The sequence below is a fragment of the Geodermatophilus aquaeductus genome (assembly GCF_900182545.1).
GTDB lineage: Bacteria > Actinomycetota > Actinomycetes > Mycobacteriales > Geodermatophilaceae > Geodermatophilus > Geodermatophilus aquaeductus.
This window is the reverse complement of record NZ_FXTJ01000002.1, coordinates 653576-669059: the sequence shown is the minus strand read 5'-3', so window position 1 is coordinate 669059 and position 15484 is coordinate 653576. Positions and strand designations below refer to the sequence as shown.

The window sequence follows — 15484 nt, the reverse complement described above, 5'->3', positions numbered from 1 at the left end:
CCGGTCAGTCGAAGCTGCCGGCGCCGCCCTGGCGGTAGGTGTGGCGCTGCTCGGCGCGGGCGGCCCGCGCCCGCTCGGCACGCTCCTCACGCAGCCGCGCCGCGGTGCCGGCGGGATAGCCGGCCTTGGCGACCCGGTGCTCGGTGGTCTCCACCATGAACGCCAGCGAGTACATGAGGCCGACCATCAGGCCCCCGAACGCCGCGGTCACCCGGTAGCCCATCCCCACCGGGACGGCGACCAGGCAGAGCACGACGAGCGGGGACAGCTGCACCAGCGACCGCGTGACGTGCCGGCGCACCCAGCCGGGCCGCGTGGTGTCCGACAGCACCCACGGCGCCAGGGCCCGGGGCAGGCCGCCGCCGAAGGCGTAGCGGAGCCACTGCAGGGCCGTGGGGCGGGGCGTCGCGGGTGCGGCGTGCTGGGTGCGCACACCTCGACGGTAGGCCCCGCTGTCCAGTCCGGAGCCGGTCCCGCGAGACGCGGCCGGGCCCGTTGTCGCGGGCGTGCCGGCGGGTGGACACTGCTGCCGCCGACCGAGGGAGGGCGTCCGTGCAGATCGCCCAGCTGCTCCGCCGCAAGGGCCCCGACGTGGCCACCGTCGCGCCCGACCGGTCCGTCCGCGAGGCCCTCGCCCTGCTCGCCGAGCACGGCATCGGCGCGCTCGTCGTCTCCGCCGGGGGCGACGCCGTCGACGGCATCGTCTCCGAGCGCGACGTCGTCCGTGCCCTGCACGCGTCCGGGCCGGGCGTCCTCGACGGGCCGGTGTCGGCGCTGATGACCGCCGACGTGCACACCTGCCCGCCCGGCGCCTCGGTGCACGACCTCGCCCGCACGATGACCGACCACCGTGTCCGGCACGTCCCCGTCGTCGAGGACGGCCGGCTGCTCGGGATCGTCTCCATCGGCGACGTCGTCAAGGCCCGCCTCGACGAGCTCGAGCAGGAGCGCGCACACCTGGTGGACTACATCCAGGCCTGAGCGCCCCGCGTACGGTGCCGCCGTGGACGAGCGGCGGCTGGGGACGGCGGCGGGCCTGTCCGCGTACGGCCTGTGGGGCCTGTTCCCCCTGTACTTCCCGCTGCTCGAGCCGGCCGGCGGGGTGGAGATCGTCGCCCACCGCATCGTCTGGTCGCTGCTGTTCGTCGCGCTGCTGCTGACCGCGCTGCGCCGCTGGCCGCTCGTGCGCGCGGCGGTCACCGACCGGCGCACGATGCTCGTCCTGGCCGGCGCCTCGGTGCTCATCGCGGGCAACTGGCTGGTGTTCGTCTACGGCGTCAACTCCGGCCACGTGGTGGAGACCTCGCTCGGCTACTTCATCAACCCGCTGGTCAGCGTGCTGCTCGGCGTCGTCGTCTTCTCCGAGCGGCTGCGGCCGCTGCAGTGGGCGGCCGTCGGACTGGCGGCGGTGGCGGTCGTCGTCCTGACCGTCGACCACGGCCGGCCGCCGTGGATCGCCCTGGCCCTGGCCGCCACCTTCGGCGGCTACGGCCTGCTCAAGAAGCTGGTGCGGGTGGAGGCGGCGCCGGGGCTGTTCGTCGAGACGGCGGTGGCGTTCCTCCCCGCGCTGGTGTTCCTCGCGGTGCTGCAGGCCACGGGGCGGGGGACCGCGGGCTCGGCCGGCACCGGCCACCTGCTGCTGTTGCTGGCCTCGGGCATCGCCACCGCGGTGCCGCTGCTGCTGTTCGCCGCGGCCGCCCGGAGGATCCCGCTGTCGACGGTCGGCCTGCTGCAGTACGTCACGCCGCTCATGCAGCTGGCGCTGGGCGTCTTCGTGTTCCACGAGCCCATGCCCCCGGCGCGGCTGGTGGGCTTCGCGATCGTCTGGGCGGCGCTGGCCGTGTTCAGCGTGGACGGCCTGCGCGCGGCCCGCACCGCGCACCGGCGGGCGGCGGCCGAGCAGGTGCCGGCCGCGGCGTGATCGCCCGCGCGTTCGGGCTGTAATCGTCACTGCCCGGGCCTACCGTTCTGGGTGACGGCTTCCCCCCGATCGAACGGACACGACCATGACCCCCGACCCTGCTCCCGCGGTCTCCCCGCCCGGGGGCACGGCGTCCGGCGAGGGTCCCGCGCAGCCCGCGGGCCTGACCCGGCGCGAGCACGAGATGCTGGCCTTCGAGCGGCAGTGGTGGCGCCACGCCGGTGCGAAGGAGACGGCCATCCGCGAGCAGTTCGGCGTCCCGCCGACCCGCTACTACCAGGTGCTGAACGCGCTGGTGGACCGCCCGGCGGCACTGGCCGCCGACCCCCTGCTGGTACGCCGCCTGCGCCGCCTGCGCAGCGCCCGGCGCCAGCGGCGTTCGCCTCACCTGCTGGGCAAGGACTCCTCCGCCCTCTAGATTTGGTCACCGTGGGCAGGCATGCGGCGCCAGGTGGTGACCAACCGGACCGGCCGTCAGCCCCGGTGGCCGGCGGTCGCCGCCGGACCGACCAGCCGCCGGCTGCCCCCGCGCCCGACCTCCCGACGGCCCCGCACCCCAGCGCCGGCGCCGCCGCGGCCCCCGCGCCCGAGCTGAGCGACCACCCGACCACGCCCGGTCGCAGCCGCGCCGACCGCCGCCGCGACGCGCTCGGCGACGACACCGAGCGCCGCCGGCTCACCGGCCGGCCGGCGGGGGCCGCCGTGCCCGTCCGCCCGGTCGAGCCCGAGCGGCCGCCGGCCCGGTCACGCGCGCCGCAGCCCGAGGCCCCCGCCCGGTCGCGGCCCGCGGAGCCCGCGCCGCCGGCCCGCCCGCGCGTCCCGGCGGCGGTACCGGCCGCCAGCGCCGCCCGGCAGGCCCCCGCCCCGCCGCGGCGCGGGCCCCGGCCGCCGGCCGTCCAGCCGCCCGCCGCGCCCCCGCCCGTCGCCGCACCGCCGGTCGTCCAGCCCGCGACCGTGCGGGCTCCCGCGGGCCGGACGCCGGCCCGGCGCCCCGCTCCGGTGGAGCCGCCGACCGCGCAGTCGCCGGTCGTCGCGCGGCCCGCGCCCCAGTCCCCGGCCCGGCCGGTGGCCCCCGCCACGACGGTCGCCCCGTTCCAGGCGGTCCCGACCCCGCAGGCCGACAGCGCCGAGCCGTCCGCCCCGCCGCTGGACCCGTGGGACCAGCCCGCCCGCCCGCCGGCCCGGAACCGGACGAGGACGCCGGAGGCCCCGCCGTCCCCACCGGAGGCCGACGGCGCGTCCGGCTACCGCGACTGGACCCGTCCCTCCGGCGCCGACGCCGCGACGCCGGCCGCGCCGCCCACCGAGGCCATCCCGGACCGCGAGGTGGTCCGCGACCGGGAGCCCGCCCGCGACCGCGGGGCGTCCCGTGTCCCGGCGGCCCCGCCCACCAAGGCGATCCCCGACCGCGAGCCCGCCCGTGACCGCGAGTCGGCCCGCGACGTCGTCGCCGCGCCGCTGACCGAGGCGATCCCCGACCGCGCGGTCCCGTCGCGGACCCGGACGCGGGACGACCGGGACGACCGCGAGGCCGAGACCGGTCCCGACACCGGCGTCACGGGCAACCGGGCCGCGATGCGCGCCGAGCGCGCCGCCCGCGAGGCCGAGCGGCAGGCGATGGAGGTCGAGCGCCGCAAGGCCGCGCGCCGGGCGGGGGTCTCCCGCGCCGCGCTGCGCGCCGCCGACGGCGAGGACGCGCCGCCGCGCCGCCGCCGGCTCGTGGCGCTGCTCGCCGTCGTCGTGATCGCCCTGGTCGTGCTCGGCGTCTACAGCTTCATCTCCCCGGCGGCGCAGGAGGCCGGCTCGACGGAGCCGGAGACGCAGACGTCGAACCCGGCCCCGATCGCCCCCTCCACCGGGCCGCTGCCCCCGCTGTCGGCCGAGCCGCTGCCGCCGGTCGAGGAGGCGCCCGGCACGCCCGTCCGCGTGCCGGTGACCGTGCTCAACGCCACGCCCACCAGCGGGCTCGCCGCCGACGTCGCCGCCGCCTTCGAGGCACAGGGCTGGACCTCGGCCGGCGTCGGCGCGTACGAGGGCGGCGACGTCGCCGCCACGACCGTCTACTTCGACCCGGGCAACGAGGAGCAGCGGCTGTCGGCCCTGCAGCTCATGGAGGCCTTCCCGGCCATCACCACCGGACCGGCGGCGCGGTTCTTCGACGTGCCGGACGTGCCCGACCCCGGCCTGGTCGTCGTCGTCACCGGCGCGCTGCAGCCCTGACCGCCGGCGACGCGCCGACGGGACGGTCCCGGAACACCCGCGCGACACCGTCCGTTGGCCGCAGCGTGCGTCCCGTCCGCGGGCCCGTGACACCCCGCCCGCGCTCCGGCGCCCGCGCGGCGCTCGGCGCCCTGCTCGCCCTCCTGTTCACCGGCACCCTCGTCGGTGCCCTCCCGGCGACGGCCGCCGCGGCCGAGGACGTGGGCACCGAGGAGGCCCGGGTCCCCTCCGGGTCCGGTGCCGACGCCGTCGAGCTCGACACCACGCTCTACCTCCCCGCCTCGGCCACGGCCGACGAGCCCGCCCCCGCGGTGGTGCTGGCGCACGGCTTCGGCGGCAGCAAGCAGTCCGTCGCCGACGACGCGCGCGACCTCGCCGGCCGCGGCTTCGTCGTCCTCACGTACTCCGCGCGCGGCTTCGGGTCGAGCACCGGCCAGATCGGCCTGGACGACCCGCGCTACGAGGTCGCCGACCTGTCCACCCTGCTCGACCTGCTCGCCGACCGCGACGACGTCCTCCTCGACGGCGACGGCGACCCGCGCGTGGGCGTGGCCGGCGCCTCCTACGGCGGCGCGCTGTCGCTGCTGGCCGCCGCCTACGACGACCGGGTCGACGCGATCGCGCCGCAGATCACCTGGAACTCGCTGACCGCCGCGCTCTTCCCCTCCCAGACCGGCACCGCCGACGACGCCACGCCCGCCGCCACGCCGCAGACCGCCGACACCGGCGTCTACAAGCGGCTGTGGGCGGGCCTGTTCTTCGGCGTCGGCTCCGTGCCGACCGGCGGCCTGCTCGACGCGCTCGGCGGCGGGGGAGCGGCCGAGGCCGAGGACGGCGAGGACGGCGAGAGCTCCGGCGGGGCGGCCCCCGCGTCCGGGAACGCCGCGCCGACCCTGCCGTTCGACCCCGCGTCGGTGGACCCGGCCGCGGTCGAGCAGGCGCTCACCTGCGGCCGCTTCCGCGCCGACATCTGCGCCGCCTACCAGTCCGCCGCAGCCTCCGGCACGCTCACGCCCGAGGTGGCCGCGGTGCTCGACCGCAGCAGCCCGGCCGCGGTGCTCGACCGGATCACCGCCCCCACCCTGCTGGTGCAGGGCACCGAGGACTCGCTGTTCGGCCTCGGCCAGGCCGACGCCAACGCCCGCGGCATCGCCGCCAACGGCACCGACGTCAAGGTCGTCTGGTACGCCGGAGGGCACGACTCGCAGGCCTCCGAGCGGGAGACCGCCGAGCTGCGCGACCTGGTCGCCGGCTGGTTCGACTGGCACCTGCGCGACGAGGACGACCCCGCCCGCGGCGAGGACCCCGGCACCGGCTTCGAGTACCCCGCGCCCACCGGCCTGGGCAGCGGCCTGGGCAGCGTGCAGGGCGGCACCCAGAGCGTGCTCGCCGACGCCTACCCCGGCCTCGACGGCGACCGGCCCGTGCAGCGGGAGAGCGTCGCCCTCGACGGCGACGTCCAGCCCGTGGTGACCCCCGCCGGCGGCACTCCCGCGGCGATCACCACCGTGCCCGGTCTCGGCGCGCTGGCCTCGGCGCTCGGCGGCACCACCGTGGAGATCCCCGGCCAGTTCGCCGCCTTCTCCAGCGAGCCGCTCGACGCGGCCGTCGAGGTGGTCGGCGCCCCGACCGTCTCGCTCGCCGTCGCCTCGCCCTCGGGCAGCGCCACGCTGTTCGCCAAGCTCTACGACGTCGGCCCCGACGGCGCGCGCACGCTGCCCGGCGGCCTGGTCGCCCCGCTGTCGCTGACCGGCCTGTCGGCGGACCCGGCCGCGCCCACCGAGGTCACGGTCACGCTGCCGGCGATCGTGCACCGCTTCGAGGCCGGCCACACGATGCGCGTCGTCGTCTCCTCGACGGACCAGTCCTTCGCGCTGCCGGCCGAGGCCACCGTCTACTCCGTCGCCCTGGCCGGGTCGGGCAACGGCGGCACCGCGCTGGCGGTGCCCACCGTCGAGGGGCAGACCCAGTCCGCCGGCGGCACCTCCCGCTGGTGGTGGCTGCTCGGCGCGGTCGCCGTCCTCGGCCTGCTCGGCTGGCTCGCGGCGGTGCTGTGGGGCCGCCGCCGGCGCCGGGTGACCTCGGCCGTCGAGCCCGACGGCGAGGACGTGCCGCTGCGCTTCGAGGGCATCACCAAGGCCTACAAGGACGGCTTCGTCGCGGTGGAGGACCTCTCCTTCGAGGTCCGCCGCGGCCAGGTCCTCGGCCTGCTCGGCCCCAACGGCGCGGGCAAGACGACCTCCCTGCGGATGCTCATGGGCCTGATCAAGCCCAACTCCGGGCGGATCACCGTGTTCGGCCACGAGGTCGGCCCCGGCGCGCCGGTGCTGTCGCGGCTGGGCTCCTTCGTCGAGGGCACCGGACTGCAGCCCCACCTGTCCGGCCGCGACAACCTGCGCCTGTACTGGGCCGCCACCGGCCGCCCGGCCGAGGACGCGCACATGGAGGAGGCGATCGAGGTCGCCGGCCTCGGTGCCGCGCTCGACCGCCCGGTGCGCCGCTACAGCCAGGGCATGCGCCAGCGGGTGGCGATCGCCCAGGCCATGCTCGGCCTGCCCGACCTGCTGGTCCTCGACGAGCCGACCAACGGCCTGGACCCGCCGCAGATCCACGCCATGCGCGAGGTGCTGCGCTCCTACGCCGCCACCGGCCGCACGGTCATCGTCTCCAGCCACCTGCTCAGCGAGATCGAGCAGACCTGCAGCCACGTCGTCGTCATGGCGCGCGGGCAGAAGATCGCGCAGGGGACGGTCGACGAGATCGTGGGCGCCGGCGGTGCGGTGCTGGTCGGCCTGGCCGACGACGGCGAGACCGAGCGGGCGGCGGCGGTGCTGTCCGGGCTGCCCGGCGTCACCGTCGAGCACACCGACGAGGGCCTGGTCGCCGACCTCGGCGCGCAGACCTCCCGCGCCGCAGCGCTGGAGGCGCTGGTGGCCGCGGGCGTCGCCGTCGACCAGTTCACCCCGCGTCGCCGCCTGGAGGACGCGTTCCTGGCCCTGGTGGGGGAGTCGTGACCGCGACCGAGCACGTCCAGCCGACCGGCGCCGTCGCCGGCTACCGGCCCGAGCGCACGCTGCGGCTGTCGGTGGAGCTGCGCCGGCAGTTCAAGCGGCGCCGCACGATCGGTGTCTTCGTGGCGATGGTCGCGCTGCCGCTGGTCCTCATCGCCGCGCTGCAGCTGGGCGCGAGCGAGGAGGCGCAGACCAACAGCCGGATCAACCTGGTCGACGTCGCCACCTCCAGCGGGCTGAACTTCACGCTGTTCGTCCTGTTCGCCACGACGACGTTCTTCCTCGTCGTGGTCTACGCGCTGTTCTTCGGCGACACCGTGGCCAGCGAGGCGGCGTGGGGGTCGCTGCGCTACACGCTGGCCACGCCGGTGCCCCGGATGCGGCTGCTCCGGCAGAAGTGGCTCGCGGCGCTGGTCCAGTCGGTCGGCGCGCTGCTCACCCTCGCGGTCGTGGCGGTGGTCGCCGGCGGGATCGCGTTCGGCTTCGACGACATCCGGACGCCGATCGGGGTCACGCTCTCGCAGGGCGAGGGGCTGCTGCGCCTGGCGGGGATGCTCGGCTACCTCGCCGTCCACCTGCTCGTCGTCGGCACGCTGGCGTTCTGGCTGTCCACGATCACCGACGCGCCGCTGGCCGCCGTCGGCGGCGCGGTCTTCTCGATGGTCGTGTTCGCGATCCTCGACCAGGTCGAGCAGCTGGGGTCCCTGCGCGACTGGTTCCCCACCGCGGAGGAGTTCGCCTGGACCGACCTGCTGCAGACGCCGGTCGACTCCGCCGACCTGTTCCGCGGCGTCGTGCAGTCGCTGGTCTACGCCGCGGTCTTCACCGCCCTGGGCTTCCGCCACTTCGCCCGGCGCGACGTGACGAGCTAGAGGCTCGCTCGGACTGCCTGGGCCCAGCCGACGCCCATCGGCTCGTCGGTCACCGACACGTTGGGGACGGCGGCCAGCAGCCCGGCCATGCCCTCCACGTCGGCGCCGTTGGCGGTGATCCACAGCCGGCCGACGGCGGGCGCCATCTCCAGGTCGCTGGCACTGTCGCCGATCGCGACGGCGTCGGCGGGGTCGATCCCGCGCCGCTCGAGGTCCCAGGCGATCGCCGCGCCCTTGGTGATGCCGCGCGGCATGAGGTGGTAGACCCGCGCCAGCTGCCCCTCCGGCGCCAGGTCCAGCTTCGCCGTCGCCGGGATGGCGCCGTTGTCCTTGAGCGTCAGCCAGCCCAGGTCGCGCTCGGCCAGCCACGCGTCGACGGCGAGCGGGTCGACGAAGCCGCGCAGCAGCGCGTCGCCGGCGTGCGTGGTGTGCCAGGGCGCGTGCCACTCCAGCCGGCCGGGGTTCGCCGCGCAGAGCGCCTCGACGACGCCGAGCTCGGCCATCACGTCCATCGGCGTGCGTCCCGCGTACTCCTCCGGCAGCTCCCCGGTCAGCCCGTGCCGGGCCCGGCCGCCCTTCCACGTCACCAGCGAGCCGAGCTCGGCGATCGCGCCGTCGGCCGCGAAGATCCGGCCCGCCTCGGTGACCTGGTCGGCCGTGCGCCCGCTGACGATCACCAGCGCGACGCCCGCGGTGTGCAGCTCGAGCAGCGCCGTCGCCGGCTCGGCGGTGGGGGAGCCGTCGGCGGTGTGCCAGAACGACCCCCGCGGGCCGACCATCGTGCCGTCGAGGTCGGTGTAGACGATGCGCGCTGCCACGGGCGTCAGCATGGCCGGAGCCCGGGGCGGCACGGGCAGCCGGGTAGAGTCGGGCCCGTTCCACTCATCCAGAGGGGCAGAGGGACACGGCCCGGTGAAGCCCCGGCAACCGCGCTCGCGCGAGCGGCGAGAGGTGCCAATTCCGTCCCGCGCGGCTCGACGGCCCGACGCGGGGAAGATGAGGAGGTAGTCGTCGCATGACCCTGACCGCTCCCGGTTCTCTGCAGGCCGACTCGTCCGCCGACGGCCCCGTTCCGCCCAGCCCCGCCCGCGGCCTCGTCTGTCGCAACTGCGGCGCCACCTTCGGCCTCATCGCCGAGCACGCCTGCGCGCAGTGCTTCGGCCCGCTGGAGGTCGACTACGACCCCGAGCGCATGCGCGCGGTCACCCGCGAGCAGATCGAGGCCGGCCCGCAGAACATCTGGCGCTACGCCGCGCTGCTGCCGGTGGGCCAGGACCCCGCCGACCGCGTCTCCCTCGACCCCGGCATGACGCCGCTGGTGCGCGCCGACCGGCTGGCCGCCGAGCTCGGCATCACCGGCGGCCTGTGGGTCAAGGACGACTCGGCCAACCCCACGCACTCGTTCAAGGACCGCGTGGTCAGCCTCGCCGCCACCGCCGCGAAGGGCCTCGGCTACCGCAAGATCGCCGCCGCCTCCACCGGCAACCTGGCCAACTCGGTGGCCGCGCACGCCGCCCGCGTCGGCATCCCGTCCTTCGTCTTCATCCCGGCCGACCTCGAGCCGGGCAAGGTCGTGCAGTCGGCGGTCTACGGCCAGACCCTGGTCGCCGTCGACGGCTCCTACGACGACGTCAACCGGCTGACCAGCGAGCTCGCCGAGACCGACGAGTTCGAGGACACCGCCTTCGTCAACCAGAACGTGCGGCCCTACTACGCCGAGGGCTCCAAGACGATGGGCTACGAGATCGCCGAGCAGCTCGGCTGGCGGATCCCGGCCCAGGTGGTCATCCCCATGGCGTCGGGCTCGCTGCTCACCAAGGTGGACAAGGCGTGGCGGGAACTGGCCGCCGCCGGCATCGTCGAGGACACGGAGTGGACGGTGTTCGGCGCCCAGTCGGCCGGCTGCGACCCGATCGCCACCGCCTTCGACAACGGCTGGGACGTCGTCAAGCCGGTCAAGCCCACCGGGATCGCCAAGTCGCTGAACATCGGCAACCCCGCCGACGGCCCCTACGCGCTCGACGCCATCCGGCGCACCGGCGGCTCCGTCGGCCGGGTCGGCGACGAGGCCATCGTGCAGGGCATCCGCGACCTCGCCCGCACCACCGGCGTGTTCGCCGAGACCGCCGGCGGCGTGACCGTCGCGGTGCTGCGGCAGCTCGTCGAGGACGGCCGGCTGGACCCGGCGAAGGAGACCGTCGTCCTCAACACCGGCGAGGGCCTCAAGACCCTCGACCCGCTCGAGCCGGTCGTCGGCCCCACCCACCGGGTGGAGTCGTCGCTCCGGTCGGTCCGGGCGGCGGGCCTCATCGGCTGAGGCGTACGGTCGGGGACGTCGATCCGGCGGGTGACATCCCGGCCCGGTCGTACCCGGGTCGTGTGGCGAGCATCTCCCCACAGCGGCGTCTCTGCTGTACGTTCTCGCGCGGTCGTCAGTTCCACGCACGTGTCCGACGGGCGGAAGAGCTGTACCCCGGTCCCCGGATCACGGGGGCCGTCCGCACGCACGCACCGTGGGAGCACACGTGGCACAGGGCACCGTGAAGTGGTTCAACGCCGAGAAGGGCTTCGGCTTCATCGCCGTCGACGGCGGCCAGGACGTCTTCGTCCACTACTCGGCCATCCAGATGGACGGCTACAAGAGCCTCGACGAGGGCCAGCGGGTCACCTTCGAGGTCGTCCAGGGCGAGAAGGGCCCGCAGGCCGACGGCGTCCGCGTCGCCTGAGCTCCCGGCTCCCGTGGTCCTTCCCGAGGCCCGGTCCCACCCGTGGGGCCGGGCCTCGGTGCTGTCCCCGGGCAGCCGTCCCGTCCCTGCCGAACCGAGGAGGACCGGTGCCGCACTGGAGCATCACGTCCCTGGAGGACATGCCCACGCTGGACCGCACCGGCGACTCGGACCTCAAGTACGACGACGGGTGCACGCGGGTGTGGCTGACGCGGCCCCGCGAGGCGGACGGGCACCCGGGCGGGCAGGTGGTCGTCGAGCGCCTGGACCCCGCGACGGGGCGGTGGGACCCGGTGCGCTCGGTCGACTGACCGGGAACAGCCCCGGACCACCCCCCGTTCTTGCACTCGGCAGGGTCGAGTGCCAGACTTCGGATTGGCACTCGACAGTGCCGAGTGCCAATCAGGTCGGAACGGTGAGGCACTGGAGCGCGGGCCACAAGGGAGCCCGCCGCGCCGGTGTCGTCCGTCGCGGGCGCCGGTCCCGGCCGTGCAGCGATCCATGCATGGAGGACATCACCACATGGCCAAGATGATCGCCTTCGAGGAAGAGGCGCGCCGCGGCCTCGAGCGGGGCATGAACACCCTCGCCGACGCCGTCAAGGTGACGCTCGGCCCCAAGGGCCGCAACGTCGTCCTCGAGAAGAAGTGGGGCGCTCCCACCATCACCAACGACGGTGTGAGCATCGCCAAGGAGATCGAGCTCGAGGACCCCTGGGAGAAGATCGGCGCCGAGCTGGTCAAGGAGGTCGCGAAGAAGACCGACGACGTCGCGGGTGACGGCACCACCACCGCCACCGTGCTCGCCCAGGCGCTCGTGCGCGAGGGCCTGCGCAACGTCGCCGCCGGCGCCAACCCGATGGCCCTGAAGAAGGGCATCGAGAAGGCCGTCGCCTCGGTCACCGAGTACCTCCTCTCGACCGCCAAGGACGTCGAGACCAAGGAGCAGATCGCCGCCACCGCGTCGATCTCCGCCGCCGACCCGGCCATCGGCGAGCTCATCGCCGAGGCGATGGACAAGGTCGGCAAGGAAGGCGTCATCACCGTCGAGGAGAGCAACACCTTCGGCCTCGAGCTCGAGCTCACCGAGGGCATGCGCTTCGACAAGGGCTACATCTCGCCCTACTTCGTCACCGACGCCGAGCGCATGGAGGCCGTCCTCGACGACCCGTACGTGCTCGTCGTCAACTCGAAGATCAGCTCGGTCAAGGACCTGCTCCCGCTGCTGGAGAAGGTCATGCAGTCGGGCAAGCCGCTGGCCATCATCGCCGAGGACGTCGAGGGCGAGGCCCTCGCGACCCTCGTCGTGAACAAGATCCGCGGCACCTTCAAGTCGCTGGCCGTCAAGGCCCCCGGCTTCGGTGACCGCCGCAAGGCCATGCTGACCGACATCGCCATCCTCACCGGTGGCCAGGTCATCAGCGAGGAGGTCGGCCTCAAGCTCGACACCGCCGACGTCTCCCTCCTCGGCCGCGCCCGCAAGGTCGTCGTCACCAAGGACGAGACGACGATCGTCGAGGGCGCCGGCGACACCGACCAGATCGCCGGCCGGGTGAACCAGATCCGCGCCGAGATCGAGAAGTCGGACTCCGACTACGACCGCGAGAAGCTGCAGGAGCGCCTGGCCAAGCTGGCCGGTGGCGTCGCCGTCATCAAGGCCGGCGCCGCGACCGAGGTCGAGCTCAAGGAGCGCAAGCACCGCATCGAGGACGCGGTGCGCAACGCCAAGGCCGCCGTCGAGGAGGGCATCGTCGCCGGTGGTGGCGTCGCTCTCGCGCAGGCCACCGCCGTCGCGTTCGACAAGCTCGAGCTCGAGGGTGACGAGGCGACCGGTGCCAACATCGTGCGCGTCGCGCTCGAGGCGCCGCTGAAGCAGATCGCGATCAACGCCGGCCTCGAGGGCGGCGTCGTGGCGGAGAAGGTCCGCAACTCCGAGACCGGCTGGGGCCTCAACGCCGCCTCCGGCGAGTACGTGGACCTGGTCGCGGCCGGCATCATCGACCCGGCCAAGGTCACCCGCTCGGCGCTGCAGAACGCCGCCTCCATCGCGGCGCTCTTCCTCACCACCGAGGCCGTCATCGCCGACAAGCCGGAGAAGTCCGCTCCGGCCATGCCGGGTGGCGACGGCGGCATGGGCGGCATGGACTTCTGAGTCCCGCCCTCCCGTAACACCAGCAACGCCCGACAGGGGCGGTCCCGCACTCGCGGGGCCGCCCCTGTCGGCGTTCGGCGGGCCTTGGCACGGCAACTGCGGGGAAGACGTCGTCCGCGGCCGCCCGCAGGCGACGACTTCCCCGCACTTGCCGCCCGAACGAGCGTGTGAGGGCAGCGCGCGTCCAGCGCGCCGAGCGCGTGAGATCAACTCGGATCCAGTGGGGCCTCCCGGCCCAGCAGCGCCCGCTGCACCCGAGGTGATCAGCCCTCCGCGCGAAGCGACGGCGGCTTCCGGAGCGCTGTGCGTGGGATGTCCGTTGCCCAGGGTGGTCAGTCCTGCGGCGGGAAGCAGCAGAACTCGTTGCCCTCGGGGTCGGCCAGCACGTCCCAGGCGATCTCGCCGGCGTCCTCGTCGGCCTCGTGGCCGGGGCGCGCGTCCGAGGCCCGCACGACCGTCGCGCCCGCGGCCTGCAGGGCGGCGGAGTCGCCGACGACGTCGAGGTGCATCCGGTTCTTGACCGTCTTCTCCTCGGGCACCGGGACCACCCAGATCAGCGGGCCGCGGCCGGCCGGGTCCACGATCGGCACCGGCCAGGCCGGCGGGCGCGTCCAGCCCTCCTCTGGCGGGGCGACCCGGTCGCGGCGCACGTAGCCCATGGCGGCGCACCACCAGTCGGCCAGCGCCTGGTGGTCGCGGGCGTCGATGCAGAGGTCCTTGAAGCGGGCGGGTGCGTCGGCCATGACGGCGGAGGGTAGGCCGTCGGCGTGGCCGTGCTGATCGGGACGTCGGGGTGGCAGTACCGCGACTGGCGCGGCCGCTTCTACCCCCAGCGCCTGCCGCAGCGGCTGTGGCTGGAGCACCACGCGCAGCACTTCGCCACCGTCGAGAGCAACGCCGCCTTCTACCGGCTGCCCGAGCGGGACACCTTCGCCGCCTGGCGCGAGCGCACCCCGCCGGACTACCGCTGGGCGGTCAAGGCCAGCCGGTTCCTCACCCACGTCAAGCGGCTGCGCGAGCCCGAGGAGCCGGTGGCCCGGCTGGTGCAGCACGCCGAGGGGCTCGGCGACCGGCTCGACGTCGTCCTGCTGCAGTTGCCGCCCACGCTCAAGGCCGACGCCGGGCTGCTGCGCGACTGCCTGGCCTGCTTCCCGCCCGGCGTGCGCGTGGCCGTGGAGCCGCGGCACGTCACCTGGGAGACCGACGAGGTGCGGGCGCTGCTCGAGCGCTACGGCGCCGCGCTGTGCTGGGCCGACCGCGCCGAGCGGCCGGTGACGCCGCTGTGGCGCACCGCCGGCTGGGGCTATCTCCGGCTGCACACCGGCGCCGAGGGCTGGGGCTACCCGCCGGCCGTGCTCGAGGAGTGGGCGCAGCGGATGGCGGCCGCGTACGCCGACGACGAGGACGTGTTCGTCTACCTCAACAACGACCCCGGCGGCGCCGCGGTGGTCGACGCCGTCGCCCTGGCCGGCGCGGTGCGGTGGGCCGGGCGCACGCCCACCCGGGTGCCCACGCCGGAGGAGGCGACGGGCGCGGCCTGGGCGGCGGCCTGATCAGCCGAGGACGTGCGGGTCCTCCCGGTGGTGCACGCCGAGCTGCGCGGCCGCCTGCCCGAGGACGTCCTGCACGGCGAGGGTGTCGGCCAGCGGCATGACCTCGCTCTCCGTGCGGCCCTCCTGCAGGCAGCGGGTGACCTCGGCGAGCTCGTGGGAGTACCCCACGCCGGTCGCCGGGTGGGTGATCTCCTCGGGGTCGGCGCCGCTGCGGTGCAGCACGATCGTGGCCGGGTGGTGGAAGCGGGGGAGGACGTCGACCCAGCCGCCGGTGCCGAACACGCGGGCCTGCCCGGGAGTCGGGTAGCGCAGCGACGTCGTCAGCGTGGCCGAGCGGCCGTCCTCCCAGCCGAGCAGGACCGCGGCCTCGGCGTCGGCGCCGGTGGGGTAGGTGGAGCCGGCGGCGGTCACCGTGTCGGGCGTGCCGAGCAGCATCTGGGCGAAGGACACGACGTAGACGCCGAGGTCGAGCAGCGCGCCGCCGCCGAGCTCGAGGGCGAACAGCCGGTCGTCGGGGTCGTAGACGCGGTCGACGCCGAGGTCGGCCTGCACCGAGCGCACCTCGCCGATGGCGCCGTCGGCGACGAGCTCCCGCAGGCGGACGACGGCGGGCTGGAAGCGTGTCCACATCGCCTCCATGACGAAGACGCCGGCCTCGCGGGCCGCCGTCACCACCTCCTGCGCGCCGGCCGTCGTCGCGGTGAACGCCTTCTCCACCAGCAGCGCCTTGCCCGCCTCGATGGCGGCCAGCGCCACCGCGTGGTGCTGCGGGTGCGGGGTGGCGAGGTAGAGGACGTCGACGTCGGGGTCGGCGAGGACCTCCGCGTAGGAGCCGTACGCCCGCTCGAGCCCGTGTTGCTCGGCGAAGGCCCGCGCCCGGTCGGCCGAGCGCGACGCCACGGCCACCGGCCGGGCCCCCTCGACGTGCGCGAAGTCGCCCATCACGTTCTGCGCGATGCGCCCCGGACCGACGACGCCCCAGCGGATCTCCCTGCTCACGGCGACGACGCTAGTGGTCCCGGGCAGACTG

The 15484-nt window shown here is 75.2% G+C and carries 15 protein-coding genes and 1 riboswitch; of the genes, 11 read left to right on the top strand and 4 right to left on the bottom strand.

Annotated features, from left to right (window positions below; all coding sequences use genetic code 11):
- Positions 1 to 4 precede the first annotated feature (4 nt).
- Positions 5 to 433, bottom strand: coding sequence for a DUF5313 family protein (locus FN207_RS08350; RefSeq protein ID WP_142457936.1), 429 nt, complete (start codon positions 431 to 433; stop codon positions 5 to 7).
- Between the two features lie 119 nt (positions 434 to 552).
- Between FN207_RS08350 and FN207_RS08345 the strand changes: the two genes are divergently transcribed.
- From FN207_RS08345 to FN207_RS08320, 6 genes are all read left to right on the top strand, one after another.
- Positions 553 to 981 (top strand): CBS domain-containing protein, encoded by a 429-nt coding sequence (locus FN207_RS08345; RefSeq protein ID WP_142457934.1) that lies wholly within the window; start codon positions 553 to 555, stop codon positions 979 to 981.
- Positions 982 to 1003: 22 nt separating this feature from the next.
- Positions 1004 to 1921 carry an EamA family transporter RarD gene (gene rarD / locus FN207_RS08340; protein ID WP_142457932.1) on the top strand — a complete coding sequence of 306 codons (918 nt, stop codon included), beginning with the start codon at positions 1004 to 1006 and terminating at the stop codon, positions 1919 to 1921.
- 85 nt (positions 1922 to 2006) lie between these two features.
- Positions 2007 to 2339 carry a DUF3263 domain-containing protein gene (locus tag FN207_RS08335; RefSeq protein WP_110004381.1) on the top strand — a complete coding sequence of 111 codons (333 nt, stop codon included), beginning with the start codon at positions 2007 to 2009 and terminating at the stop codon, positions 2337 to 2339.
- Positions 2340 to 2404: 65 nt separating this feature from the next.
- Complete coding sequence (locus FN207_RS08330) at positions 2405 to 4141, top strand: LytR C-terminal domain-containing protein (protein WP_142457930.1); 1737 nt, start codon at positions 2405 to 2407, stop codon at positions 4139 to 4141.
- A gap of 86 nt (positions 4142 to 4227) precedes the next feature.
- A complete protein-coding gene (locus FN207_RS08325) occupies positions 4228 to 7155 on the top strand; it encodes an alpha/beta fold hydrolase (protein ID WP_246065879.1) in 2928 nt (975 codons plus the stop codon).
- Positions 7152 to 8024 carry an ABC transporter permease gene (locus tag FN207_RS08320; RefSeq protein ID WP_142457926.1) on the top strand — a complete coding sequence of 291 codons (873 nt, stop codon included), beginning with the start codon at positions 7152 to 7154 and terminating at the stop codon, positions 8022 to 8024. The genes FN207_RS08325 and FN207_RS08320 overlap by 4 nt, the downstream gene beginning before the upstream one ends.
- Here the strand turns inward: FN207_RS08320 and FN207_RS08315 are convergent.
- Positions 8021 to 8842, bottom strand: coding sequence for an HAD family hydrolase (locus FN207_RS08315; RefSeq protein ID WP_142457924.1), 822 nt, complete (start codon positions 8840 to 8842; stop codon positions 8021 to 8023). The two genes, FN207_RS08320 and FN207_RS08315, sit on opposite strands and share 4 nt — an antisense overlap.
- Positions 8843 to 8903: 61 nt before the next feature.
- Positions 8904 to 9027: riboswitch (SAM riboswitch) on the top strand.
- 12 nt (positions 9028 to 9039) lie between these two features.
- On the opposite strand from FN207_RS08315, the gene thrC reads away from it, so the two are divergent.
- From thrC to groL, 4 genes are all read left to right on the top strand, one after another.
- The gene (gene thrC / locus FN207_RS08310) at positions 9040 to 10341 is read left to right on the top strand and encodes a threonine synthase (RefSeq protein ID WP_221888098.1); all 1302 of its coding nucleotides are present in this window, start codon (positions 9040 to 9042) and stop codon (positions 10339 to 10341) included.
- A gap of 208 nt (positions 10342 to 10549) precedes the next feature.
- Complete coding sequence (locus FN207_RS08305) at positions 10550 to 10750, top strand: cold-shock protein (RefSeq protein WP_089405184.1); 201 nt, start codon at positions 10550 to 10552, stop codon at positions 10748 to 10750.
- A gap of 107 nt (positions 10751 to 10857) precedes the next feature.
- Positions 10858 to 11061: a hypothetical protein gene (locus FN207_RS08300; protein WP_142457923.1), complete on the top strand. Its 204-nt coding sequence runs from the start codon at positions 10858 to 10860 to the stop codon at positions 11059 to 11061.
- Positions 11062 to 11272: 211 nt separating this feature from the next.
- Positions 11273 to 12901: a chaperonin GroEL gene (gene groL / locus FN207_RS08295; protein WP_110908911.1), complete on the top strand. Its 1629-nt coding sequence runs from the start codon at positions 11273 to 11275 to the stop codon at positions 12899 to 12901.
- A gap of 332 nt (positions 12902 to 13233) precedes the next feature.
- Here groL and FN207_RS08290 read toward each other — a convergent pair whose 3' ends face one another.
- The gene (locus FN207_RS08290) at positions 13234 to 13644 is read right to left on the bottom strand and encodes a VOC family protein (protein WP_142457921.1); all 411 of its coding nucleotides are present in this window, start codon (positions 13642 to 13644) and stop codon (positions 13234 to 13236) included.
- 24 nt (positions 13645 to 13668) lie between these two features.
- On the opposite strand from FN207_RS08290, the gene FN207_RS08285 reads away from it, so the two are divergent.
- Positions 13669 to 14454 (top strand): DUF72 domain-containing protein, encoded by a 786-nt coding sequence (locus tag FN207_RS08285; RefSeq protein WP_142457919.1) that lies wholly within the window; start codon positions 13669 to 13671, stop codon positions 14452 to 14454.
- Here the strand turns inward: FN207_RS08285 and FN207_RS08280 are convergent, their stop codons facing one another.
- Positions 14455 to 15453, bottom strand: coding sequence for a Gfo/Idh/MocA family protein (locus tag FN207_RS08280; RefSeq protein ID WP_142457917.1), 999 nt, complete (start codon positions 15451 to 15453; stop codon positions 14455 to 14457).
- Positions 15454 to 15484: the final 31 nt, after the last annotated feature.

Bases quoted from the DNA above. Each gene is read 5' to 3' on its own strand.
- FN207_RS08335 (WP_110004381.1), top strand. From the start codon at position 2,007: ATGACCCCCGACCCTGCTCCCGCGGTCTCCCCGCCCGGGGGCACGGCG.
- FN207_RS08290 (WP_142457921.1), bottom strand. From the start codon at position 13,644: ATGGCCGACGCACCCGCCCGCTTCAAGGACCTCTGCATCGACGCCCGC.
- thrC (WP_221888098.1), top strand. From the start codon at position 9,040: ATGACCCTGACCGCTCCCGGTTCTCTGCAGGCCGACTCGTCCGCCGAC.
- groL (WP_110908911.1), top strand. From the start codon at position 11,273: ATGGCCAAGATGATCGCCTTCGAGGAAGAGGCGCGCCGCGGCCTCGAG.